The sequence below is a fragment of the Halomarina halobia genome (genome assembly GCF_029338575.1).
GTDB classification, from domain to species: Archaea; Halobacteriota; Halobacteria; order Halobacteriales; family Haloarculaceae; genus Halomarina; species Halomarina halobia.
Genome location: NZ_CP119993.1, coordinates 493,603 through 504,563, shown reverse-complemented (window position 1 = coordinate 504,563; position 10,961 = coordinate 493,603). Strand labels below are relative to the sequence as shown.

Below are 10,961 nucleotides of genomic sequence, written 5' to 3'. Positions count from 1 at the left end.
GTGCGCGTCGTCGGACACCGCGCGAGCGACGATCTCAGGTGGTGGACGTCGCCGCGACCGCCTCTATCGCCTCGCGGAGGATGCCGACGCCCATCTCGATCTCGCGTTCGGTCGCGTCGAGCGGTGGGAGCAGGCGGATCGTCTTCTCCCCGCAGCCGAGGGTGAGTAACCCGCGGGAGAGCGCCGCCTCGACGACGGCGTCGCGACGCTCGGGCGCGTCCAGCTCGACGGCGAGCATCAGCCCCAGTCCGCGCACGTCGACGACGCCGTCGGGAGCGTCGTCGCGGAGGAGTTCGGTCGCCTGCCGGCCCCGCTCGGTCGCGTTGTCGAGGAGGTCGTGCTCCTCGATCGCCTCGAGCGTGAACGCCCCCTGCATCGAGGCGAGGAGGTCGCCGCCGCCGAACGTCGATCCGAGGCGGTTCCTCTCCGAGGGGAAGATCTCGGCGCGCGAGATCGTCGCGCCGACGCGCAGCCCCTTGGCGCTGGCGATGACGTCGGGGTCGATCGGGAAGTGGTCTGCGGCCCACATCTCCCCGGTGCGGCCGACGCCCGACTGGATCTCGTCGACGACCAGCGGGATGTCGTACGTCGCACAGACGTCGCCGACCTCGGCCGCGAACTCCCGGTTCGGGAACCGGTAGCCGCCGACGCCCTGGATCGGCTCGACGATCACGAACGCGACCTCCTCGGGGTTGACGTGGCCGCCCTCGGGCGCGAGCGCGTCGCGGAACGTCGAACCGCCGTCGCGGGCGAACCCGCACTCGCAGTCGCCGGCGCAGTCGCAGAACGGCAGCGTCTTGACCCCGGCGATCTCCGGGTAGTGGCGCGTGTACACCTCCTTCGAGTTGGTGAGCGAGAGGGTGCCGAGGGTGCGGCCGTGGAAGCTCCCCTCGAACGCGAAGGCGTACTTGGCCGCGGGCCGGTGATCGTGGGCGATCTTCATCGCGTTCTCGACGGCCTCCGCACCGGAGTTAGAGAGGAAGACGGTGTCCATCCCGTAATGGTCGGAGACGTCGACCAGGCGCTCCATCAGGTGGCTAGAGCCGGGAAACGCCGCCGTCTCCGGGTCCGCCCCCGCGCCGAAGTACACGTCCTGCCCAGCGACCTTCATCGGCTCGACGAGGTCGAACGCCCGCAGTTTGGAGACGATCTTCTCGTTGTTGTAGCCGAGCGGCGCGGCACCGATGTGACACGTGAAGTCGAGGAGGACGTTTCCGTCGACGTCGGTGACGAACGGTCCGTCCGCCTCCGCGGTGACGTCCCAGACGAACTCGTGGGAGTACTCGCTCGGGGCGGCGTGTTCGCTGTGGAACTCGATCCACTTCCGCGCGTTCGGCCCCGGTAGGGCCCCCGTGTCGGGGGCTACGCTGTCCCGGTCCATGCACGGAGAATGTAGACACCGTCAATTAAACCTTGGTGTCGGGGCGACCGACGCCCGGAGCCGCCGTCAGTCGTCGTCGGGGCTCGCGGGCTTCTTGTGCGTCGGCGTCTGGTCGGCGTCGTTCGGCGACCCGACGATCGTCGTCCGGTCCTGGAGCAACACGCGGCCGTGGTTCGAGCTGAACTCCCTGACGAGCCCGAGCAGCGCGACGAAGCAGACGAACGCGAAGGGCGCACCCGTGATGATGACGGCCGACTGGAGCGCGTTGACGCCGCCGAGCGTCATCAGGATCGCGGCGAACATCCCGAGGACGACGCCCCAGAAGATCCGGTTGATGTTCGAGGGGCTGGCCTTCCCGCCGGTCGTCATCATCGACACCGCGAGCGTCGAGGAGTCGGCCGACGTGATGAAGAACGTGGTTACCAGCAGCATGAACGCGATCATGAACACCGAGCCGAACGGGAACGCCTCGAACAGCGCGTAGCCCGCGACGGCCTCCCCGTGCGTGTTGATCGGGCCGAGCAGGTCCGCGATGCCGTTGTGTTGGGCCCAGACGGCCGATCCGCCGACGACGGTGAACCAGGGGATGGTCGCCGCCGACGTGGCGATGATGCCGGTAAACGCGACCTCGCGGACGGTTCGACCCTTCGAGATGCGCGCGATGAACAGGCCCGCGAACGGCGACCACGAGAGCGCCCACGCCCAGTAGAAGACGGTCCAGGAGTTCATCCACTCCGTGGCCGCGGGGTTCCCCGCGCCCATCGCGCCGGCACCGGTGAAGAGGCTCATCGAGACGAAGTCGGTGATCATTCCGCCGACCGCCTGAGTCCCGAGCAGCACGAGAAACACCGACGGACCGACGATGAACGTCGCCACCGTCATGACCACGAACAGGATCATGTTGAAGTTCGAGAGCCGACGGATGCCCCTGTCGACGCCGAGCACCATCGAAAGCGTGAACAGCAGCGTCATCGCCGTCACGACGAGGATGACGCCGGTGTCCCCGAGGTCGATGCCCCACTGATAGTCGAGCCCGGTGATGAACTGGCTCCCGATGAAGCCCAGCGACGTCGCCACGCCGCCGATGGTCGCGAAGACGGCGATCACGTCGACGACCTTCGCCGCGACGCCGTCGAGGTTGTCCTTGCCGAGGATCGGCGCGAGCGCCGAGGAGACCCGGAGCGGGATGTGCTCGTAGTTGTAGGCGAAGTAGCCGATAGCGATACCCATGATCGTGAAGACCGCGAGCTGCGGGAGCGCCCAGTGGAACAGCGTCTGCTGGACCGCGATCACCATCGCCTCCGGCGACCCGGCCGACACGTCGAACAGCGGCGACGGGGTGTCGTAGTAGAACAGCGCCTCGGTCGGTCCCCAGAAGACGACGCCCGCGGCGAAGCCGGCCGAGTACAGCATCGCGAAGAACGACAGGAAGCTGTACTCCGGCGGTTCGTCGCCGAGCGTGACGTTACCCCAGGGGCCGACGATCAGGTACAGGAGGAAGAGGACGACGAGGAAGACGATCAGCAACAGCGCCCAGTTGAGGTACTGGTTCATCACGTCGTTGGCGATGCCGATGCCGTTCTGGACGGTACCCGGGCTGATGAAGTACAGCGCGATCAGGCCGACCGTCAGGGTCGCGCCGAAGAGGAACACCACCGGGTCGAGTTCCTCGCGGAAGCGGCCGACCGGCCCCGGGTCGTCTGACGCGCTCATCCGTCACCACCTCCCCCTGAACGGGGGTCCGACCGCTCGGACCCCCCGACCCGTTCGGCCCGTTCGACGTCTTGCCGATCTGCGTACTGTACTCCGTCTCGTTCGCCGCGTGGATCGAAGTCGAAATGCATGAGTCCGTCCCCTGTTGACCCCCGGTATGCTATTCTGTATCGCACGTCATGGGTATGACTGAAGAGGCAGTTAAATATTACGGTCGCTGGAACCGACGAACACGGTATCTGTGTGCCACGATTCGGCCGAAACGAAGGCCGGTCGCTCGAAGATCCGTCTCCGCGACCGGTTCCGACCTACCCGAGGTACGCGACGGCGTCCATCTCGACGCGGACGTCGTCCGGCAGGCGCGACACCTCGACGCACGCGCGAGCGGGCGGATCGCCCGCGAACGCCGCGCCGTAGGCCTCGTTGACCCGGTCGTAGTCGTCGAGGTCCGCGAGGTAGACCGTCACCTTGACGACGTCGTCGAGGCCGTCGCCGCCCGCCTCGGAGACGACGGCGGCGACGTTGTCGAGCACCCGCTCGGTCTGCGCCCGGACGTCGCCCTCGACGTCGGTTCCCGTCTCGGGATCGACGGGGCCGAACCCGGAGACGTACAGCGCGTCGCCGGCCCTGACGCCCTGGGAGTAGGGGTTGTCGTTGCGCGGTGCCTCGTCGGTGGTAATTCGCTGCGTGGACATGTGTCGTGGATGGATCGGCGTGCCCGGTCGATGCCGTTCTTCGGTCGATTCTGATCCGCGTGCTGGTGCGGCGAGTTCCGTCGACGCGATCGTTTCAGTCGGTACGAGGGGTGGGGTGGGACCGGGCCCGTTCAGCGCCGCCGTCTCCCCGCCGTGACGGACTCTACGGCGTCGACCACGACGTCCATCGCCGCCTCGGCCAGTTCCTGGGTGAGCACGAGCGGCGGGAGCAGTCTGAGGACGTTCCCGTGCCGACCCGCCTTCCAGACGAGGACGCCGCGTTCGAAGCAGTAGTCCTGGACGGCGTCGGCCGCGCCGTCGTCCGGGGCCCCGTCGGCGTCGACGAACTCCGCGCCGACGAACAGGCCCCTCCCCCGCACGTCGACGACGCGCGGGGTCCCCTCGGCGGCCTCCTCGAGGCGCGTCCGGACGTACGACCCGACCTCGCGGGCGTGCGCCAGGAGGTCGTGTTCCCGGACGTACTCGATGGCGCGGGTGCCGGCGCGCATCGCGACGACGTGGCCGCGGTAGGTGCCGGCGTGGTCGCCGGCACCCCACGTGTCGAGGTCCTCGCGGTAGATCGTCGCGGAGAGGGGAAAGCCGATCCCGCCCAGCGCCTTCGCGGACGTCATCACGTCGGGCGTGACGTCGTACCACTCGCAGGCCCACCACCGCCCGGAGCGACCCAGGCCGCTCTGGATCTCGTCGAAGACGAGCGGGACGTCGTTGTCGTCCGCGAGGTCGCGCAGTCCACGGAGGAACCCCTCGGGGGGGACGACGACGCCCCCCTCGCCCTGGATGGGCTCGACGAAGATGCCGGCCGGGTTCGCCAGGCCGCCGTACGGGTCCTCGAGGATCGCCTGCACCTCCTCGAGGGCGTGATCGACCGCCTCCCGTGGCCCCTTGTCCATCTCGATCGGGTTCGGGTAGGGGGCGTGAACCACGTCCGAGAGCAGGGGCGCGTAGCGACCCTTGAACCCCCTGTTGCCGGTGAGGCTCATCGCCCCGCTGGTCGCGCCGTGGTACGCGCCGCGGAAGGCGATGAGGCCGGTCCCGCCCGTGTTATACTTGGCGAGTTTGATCGACGCCTCGACGGCGTCGCTCCCGGTCGGCCCGCCGAAGACGACCCGGTTGTTCCCCCGCAGGTCGCCGGGGGCGATCCCGTCGAGCGCCTCGATGAGTTCGAGGCGGGCCTCGCTCGGGAAGTCTACCGTGTGAACCAGCTTGTCCGCCTGCGCGTGGACCGCCTCCAGCACGTAGGGGTTCGCGTGGCCGACGTTCAGCACGCCGATGCCGGCGAACATGTCGATGAACGTGTTACCGTCGACGTCGCGGACCGTCGCGCCTTTGCCCTCTTGGAACGCGATCGGGAGGTCCTCGGGATACGCGACCGCGCTGCTGTCGACCCGCCGCTGTTCCTCCAGGAGCGCCCGGGACTCCGGGCCAGGAACCGCGTCAACGCTCGGCGCGTCGTCGTAGTGGAGTTCGTGTATCGATGGGCCTGCGGCCATATCCGAGACCATGAGGAACAGTCGTAAATAAGTTGTCTACGCTTCCCGTGGAAGACGTACACATTCGTGGGCGACGCTCGAGGTGACGTACCGCGGCCGGAGTCGACGTCCGCGCGACGATTCATGCGTGTACGTTCGGACGACCGTAACCGATTTCACGGTGCGCGGACGACGCTCACGCCGATGGTACGCACACGCCGACGACTGCTCGCGATCGACGTGGGCTCGCGGGAGGCGCGAACCGAGGCGATAGACGACGTGCTCGAGTCGTACGTCAGCGGTCGTGGCGTCGGGACGAAGCTCGCACACGACCGCGTCCCCTTCGACGCCGACCCTTTCGGACCGGAGAACCGCCTCTACTTCGCGACGGGGCCGATGCAGGCCTCGAACATGAGCTTCACCGGGCGGACGTCCTGTACGGGCGTCTCGCCGCTGACCGACGGCCTGCTCTCCTCGAACGCCGGCGGGTTCCTCTCGCGGAACTTCGCCGACGCGGGGTACGCCGCGGTCGAACTCGTCGGCGCGAGCGACGAACTCGTCGTCGTCCACGTCACCGACGAGGGCGTCGAGTTCGAACCGGTACCCGACCTCGCGGGCGCGACCGTCCCCGAGACCCTCGCCTATCTCGACGCCGAGCGCGGTATCGGCGCGGATCAGACCGCCGTCGTCGGCCCGGCCGGCGAGAACCACGTGCGGTTCGCCTCGATCATGACCAGCGGGGAGCGGGCGTTCGGCCGCGGCGGCCTCGGCGCGGTCCTCGGCTCGAAGAACGTGAAGGCGCTCACCTTCGGCGGCGACTCCGCCCCGGAGGTCGAGCTCCCGGCGACGGGGATGGACGTCCACCGCGAGGCCGCCACCGACGACCACGTCATGAAGCGCCAGGGGACGGTCGCGGTGATGGACCTCGCGAACGAGGTGAACGGGCTGCCCTCCTACTACTTCACGGAGCGGCAGTTCGCGGGCGTCGAGGGCATCAACGGCAGCGCCGTCGAGCGGAAGAAGTACAGGAAGGGCACGTGTTCGGCCTGCGCGTTCGCGTGCAAGCTCCCCACGCGCGACGAGGGGACGGGCGTCGAGACCGAGGGGCCGGAGTTCGAGGTCGCGATGGCCTTCGGGTCGAACGCCGGCGTCGACGACGTCGTCGAGGTGATGCAGTCCAACGAGCTGTGCGACCGGTACGGGCTCGACGCCATCTCGGCGGGGAACACGATCGCCGCGTACCTGGCGGCCGAGGACGAGTTCGGCAACGCGGACCTGATACACGACCTCGTCGGGAAGATCGCCCGCCGCGAGGGGGTCGGCGACACGCTCGCCGAGGGTATCGACCGCTGTCACGACGACCTCGGCGTGGAGAACTGGACCGTGAAGGGGCTCGACTTCGCCGCCCACGAGGGGCGCGTCCTCCACGGCCAGGGGCTCTCCTACGCGGTGGCGAACCGGGGGACGGACCACATGTACGCCACGTTCTACGCCCAGGAGTACCCGCTCGTCGACGAGTCGGACGCGATGGACCCGATCGGACTCGAGGGCAAGCCCCGGCGACTCGTGGAGAAGGAGGACCTGATGGCGCTCAACGACAGCGGCATCGTCTGCAAGTTCTCCAGGGATTACATGACGCCCGAGCGCTACGAGGCGCTGTTCGGCGACGACTTCGAGGACCTCCTCGCGGTCGGGAGCCGAATCGTCACCCTCGAGCGGCACTTCAACAACCGACGCGGGTTCGACCGGGCGGACGACACGCTCCCCTACGAGATCGAGGGGTTCGAGGCGGCGCTCTCCGAGTACTACGACATCCGGGGGTGGACGGAGGCGGGCGTGGTCCCGGAGGAGGCCGTTCCGGCCTGATCGACTGACCGACCGAGGCGGTTCACGCCTCCTCGTCGGCCGGCGACGGCGCTCGGTACATCTCCCTGATCTCGCGCTCGAACGATTCGGCCGCCCGTTCGAGCAGTTCGACCTGTGCCGCCTTCGTCTCGTCGTCGACCGCGTACGCCGGGCCGCTGAGGTTGAGCGACCCGTACACCTCCCCGCGGGGCGACGTCACGGCTTTCCCGACCGCCCACAGCCCGCCGATGGCCTCCTCCCGGTTCTCCGCGTACCCCTGCTCGCGGACCCGTTCCAGTTCGGCGAACAGTTCGGCCCGCGTGGTGATCGAGCGCTCGGTCGCGGCCGGCAGCCCCCAGCGGTCCACGATCTCCCGGACGCGCTCCTCGTCGTACTGGGCGATGATGGCCTTCCCGGACGCGGTCGTGTGGACGTGGAAGGGACTCCCGTCGATCAGGAACCGCGGGGAGTTCGCGAAGTCGAGGTTGCCGTACAGCGAGACGACGCGACCGTGCTCCTCGACGGCGAAGTCGGCGTCGAGGGGCGACTCCGCGGCGAGCCGCGAGACGGCCTCCTGGGCGATGCGGTAGTACTCCTTTCGCGTCCGCACGTAGTCGCCGAGGTGGCAGAACTTCGCGCCGAGGTGGTAGCGGTTGTCCTCGTTGACGACGTAGCCGTACGCCGCGAGCGTGGCGAGGTGGCTGTGGACGGTGCTCTTCGCGAACCCGGAGACCTCCGCGAGCTCGGCCAGGCTGGCACCTTCGAGTTCGAGGATGTGGTCGACGAGCTGGAGCGAGATGGCGGTCGTCCTGAGCCCCGGCGACGGGTCGTTTGCTACCATGCGCCGTACTCCGGGAGCCGACCCTAAATCAGTATCTCTCGGGTGGTGGACGTCGTCGATCCGTCGCGACGTTCACGACTTCACGACGAGTTCGCGCGGGAAGGCCGCGAACGTCTCCGCGCCGTCACCGATGACGCGGAACGACTCGCTGATCTCGATGCCGTAGTCGTCGAACCAGACGCCGGCGAGCGGGTGGAACACCATGTTCTCCTCGAGGATCGTCTCGTCGCCGGGACGGATGTTCGCCGTCCGTTCGATCCACGTCGGCGGGTATCCGATACCCGTGGAGTAGCCGATACGCGACTCCTTCTCGACGTGCGTCCCCTCGATCTGCTCGCGCCACACGTCGATCGGCTGCGCGGAGTCCGGCGTGACGATCAGGACCTGGGGCGTGTCGAAGGAGTACGCGTCGTACCCCGACAGGTAGTAGACGTTCGCCGGATGGGTGACGAGGAGGACGTCGAGACCGCGCTCCGTCACGCGTCGCTGCGTCTCCCGGAGTCGCTCGCGGTACTCCGCGTCGTCGAACGGTCGCCTGACTAGCTGACCCGTACCACCACCTCCGCGCGGGCCCCGATGGATCCTGCCCGGCGCGTCCGCGATTTCGCCCGGGAATCCGCTTTGGGCCTCGCACTCGACGCCCGGCCGCAGTGCGGTTCTTAATCATTCTCGAAGGCCGGACGTTTATATACTACGCTCGTCAGCGACGCTGGTCGACGACGCGATTCGGCCTCGATCGCCCGAAGCGTCCCGCTCTCTGCGGGGCGAGCGACGGTACGTACGGTCCTCCCCCGGGTGCTCGTTCGGCGCTCGGGAACGGAAGGCGGGGACCGAGCGAGGTACCCACCGCTCGACGGTCGATCCGCCCGCTCTCGAACCGACTCCGCTACCGGTTCCTGAGAGACGAACGATTAAATAGTGGCGGGCGTTGGAGCGGTCCGCGGATCGCAGTGTCTCCGACGGCGACGTTCGGCTTACCGGTGCCCGATCGACGCACTTCTCACCGTTCCCGTCGTGGTCTGCCCCGTCACCGGGAGGGTAGGGTGGGCCGTCTCGAGCGTGACGCCCCTCGTGGTAGGTCGTAGCCGTGCGGGGGCGCTGATCCTGGTCCGGCTCATCGGCGGCGTCCGGCCGACCGGGAGTAACAGCGATACAGGTGTTATTACTGTCCGTGCTACTGACCATCACATTAAGGGGGCGGGGGCGCAGCTACAGATTAAAATTATCTACTCGTCTTTGGCGAGTTCCGACGGGGGAGTTCGCGGACCCCATCGTGATCCCCGGTGGACGGGCGTCGAATTCCGGAACGACGGCGATACGGCGCTCGTTCGCCGGAACAGGCCGAACCGCGGGGGATTACGTGACCATAGGGACTGGGCTCGGGATCGATCGAGTCACGGGTTCGTTTCCCATGTACGCCCACGCTTTTACGTTGTATCGCAGCAAGCACCGGTGGAATTACGTTCGCAGCCGAGAGACGACCAGTTCAGCGACGAGTCGGTTGGGGCGGCGGTAGTTTCCGTCGGACCTCCCGACGTACGGTTCCCGCACGGTGCACGAGCGTCGACCTCTCGAACGGACGGGAGTGCCGTAGATCGGGCGTATTCACCGTCCTCTGCCCTCTCGTTTAGTCGGCATCGAAAGTGGTTTTCCGACCTCCGCGAGTCCAGTACCGACACGCCAGTGCAGAGTCCCTCGACGAGCGACCGGCGTAGCATCCTACCGATTCAGAACGAATTTGAGTAATTATTTTTGTATCATATGCGGGATCCCCGGATCGGGGTTGGGGCGACCACCAGTGACTCAACCGAGCGTGAACTCAGGTGGTGTCTAGTCGTGTCGGGCAGGGGAGTCAGCAGGCCGCCGAGCACCGTGACCGAGCCGTTCACGGACCGCCTCGGTGAGAGCGTAGAACCGGCGTTGGAGCATCTCGGAGCCAGCGAACCGACGGCGAACGCCCCGCCGTGCGGCGACGCCCGGTCCACGCAACCCGGGTCCGATCGGAGAGACCGCCGCTGCGAGCGTTCGATCCTGAACGCTCGCAGCGGGCGATCTTTCGGGGAGGAGATCCGCGTCCGAGGGGACGAGTGCGCGTCGGTCACGAGGTTCGAGCGCTCGCGGTGAGTCGTAGCGGCTCCGCTAAGGCGAGACCGGGGACCGGTCGACTGCCCGTCGAGGCTTACAACAGTCGATCCGCGAGGTCGTGGAAGTCCTCGACGACGAGGTCGGGGGCCGGACCGAGCGACTCCGTCGGGAGGTAGCGATCCGGACGTGAGACCCACGCCGTCTGCATTCCCGCGTGCTTCGCCCCCCAGACGTCGCGCATCGTCCCGCCGGAGGCATGCAAGATCTCCCCGATGGGGGTTCCCGTTCGGTCCGCGGCGTGGTGATAGATGGCCGCGTCGGGCTTGTACGTCTCGACTTCGTCGGCGCTGATCGCGTCGGTGACGACCTCCTCCAGGTCCGCCGCCTCGATCAGGTGAGCGAGCATCTCGGGGGTACCGTTCGAGAGGACGTACACCTCGTATCCGGCGTCCGTGAGCCGGCCGATGCCGTCGGTCACGTCCTCGAAGACGGCGAGTCGCTCCTCGTAGACGGTGCGGCGAATGTCGTCTCGGACGCCCTCGGGGACGTCGTGACCGTGGGCTTCGAGCGCGTAGCGGAGGCCCTGACCGATGAGGTCCCAGAACGGCCGGTACGCGTCGATGTCGTTCGCGATCATCGAGTACTGGAGGTACTGGCTGCGCCAGAGTTGCGACACGCTCGCCGCGTCCTCGATGTCGTCCACGTACTCGTTCAGCGCGGGTTCCTGCGAGTCGATGTCCACCAGCGTCGAGTACGAGTCGACGGTCACCGTCGTGACCAGTTCCGGATCCATGCCGGTAGTACGAGCGACCGTCCCATAGGTCTGCTGTTCGGAAAGCGACACCTCGCTCCGTGGATCGGCGAGAAGCGGCGGCGAACGTGCGGGCGAACGAGCAGAAAGCTGACCGCCG

General features: G+C 67.7%; 7 protein-coding genes and 2 pseudogenes. 1 reads left to right on the top strand and 8 read right to left on the bottom strand.

All coding sequences use genetic code 11. The features are described from left to right. Positions 1–34: 34 nt before the first annotated feature. From P1K31_RS17765 to P1K31_RS17750, 4 genes are all read right to left on the bottom strand, one after another. Entirely contained in the window at positions 35–1,381 is a 1,347-nt protein-coding gene (locus P1K31_RS17765) for an aminotransferase class III-fold pyridoxal phosphate-dependent enzyme (RefSeq protein WP_276306649.1), read from the bottom strand. A 66-nt stretch (positions 1,382–1,447) separates the two neighbouring features. Next, positions 1,448–3,094 (bottom strand): BCCT family transporter, encoded by a 1,647-nt coding sequence (locus P1K31_RS17760; RefSeq protein ID WP_276306648.1) that lies wholly within the window; start codon positions 3,092–3,094, stop codon positions 1,448–1,450. Between the two features lie 308 nt (positions 3,095–3,402). Continuing rightward, positions 3,403–3,789, bottom strand: coding sequence for a Rid family detoxifying hydrolase (locus tag P1K31_RS17755; protein WP_276306647.1), 387 nt, complete (start codon positions 3,787–3,789; stop codon positions 3,403–3,405). 131 nt (positions 3,790–3,920) lie between these two features. Beyond that, a complete protein-coding gene (locus P1K31_RS17750) occupies positions 3,921–5,300 on the bottom strand; it encodes an aspartate aminotransferase family protein (protein WP_276306646.1) in 1,380 nt (459 codons plus the stop codon). A 183-nt stretch (positions 5,301–5,483) separates the two neighbouring features. On the opposite strand from P1K31_RS17750, the gene P1K31_RS17745 reads away from it, so the two are divergent. Beyond that, positions 5,484–7,145, top strand: a complete 1,662-nt coding sequence (locus P1K31_RS17745; RefSeq protein WP_276306645.1) for an aldehyde ferredoxin oxidoreductase family protein — start codon at positions 5,484–5,486, stop codon at positions 7,143–7,145. Between the two features lie 22 nt (positions 7,146–7,167). On the opposite strand, the gene P1K31_RS17740 is transcribed toward P1K31_RS17745, so the two are convergent. The 4 genes and pseudogenes from P1K31_RS17740 to P1K31_RS17725 form a co-directional block, all read right to left on the bottom strand. After that, a complete protein-coding gene (locus P1K31_RS17740) occupies positions 7,168–7,965 on the bottom strand; it encodes an IclR family transcriptional regulator (protein WP_276306644.1) in 798 nt (265 codons plus the stop codon). Between the two features lie 72 nt (positions 7,966–8,037). Then, a pseudogene (locus tag P1K31_RS17735) lies at positions 8,038–8,307 on the bottom strand (ectoine hydrolase DoeA); the annotation flags it as partial. Between the two features lie 27 nt (positions 8,308–8,334). Then, positions 8,335–8,547: pseudogene (locus P1K31_RS22115) on the bottom strand (aminopeptidase P family N-terminal domain-containing protein); the annotation flags it as partial. A gap of 1,597 nt (positions 8,548–10,144) precedes the next feature. Beyond that, positions 10,145–10,843 (bottom strand): haloacid dehalogenase type II, encoded by a 699-nt coding sequence (locus P1K31_RS17725; protein WP_276306643.1) that lies wholly within the window; start codon positions 10,841–10,843, stop codon positions 10,145–10,147. Between the last annotated feature and the right edge of the window lie 118 nt (positions 10,844–10,961).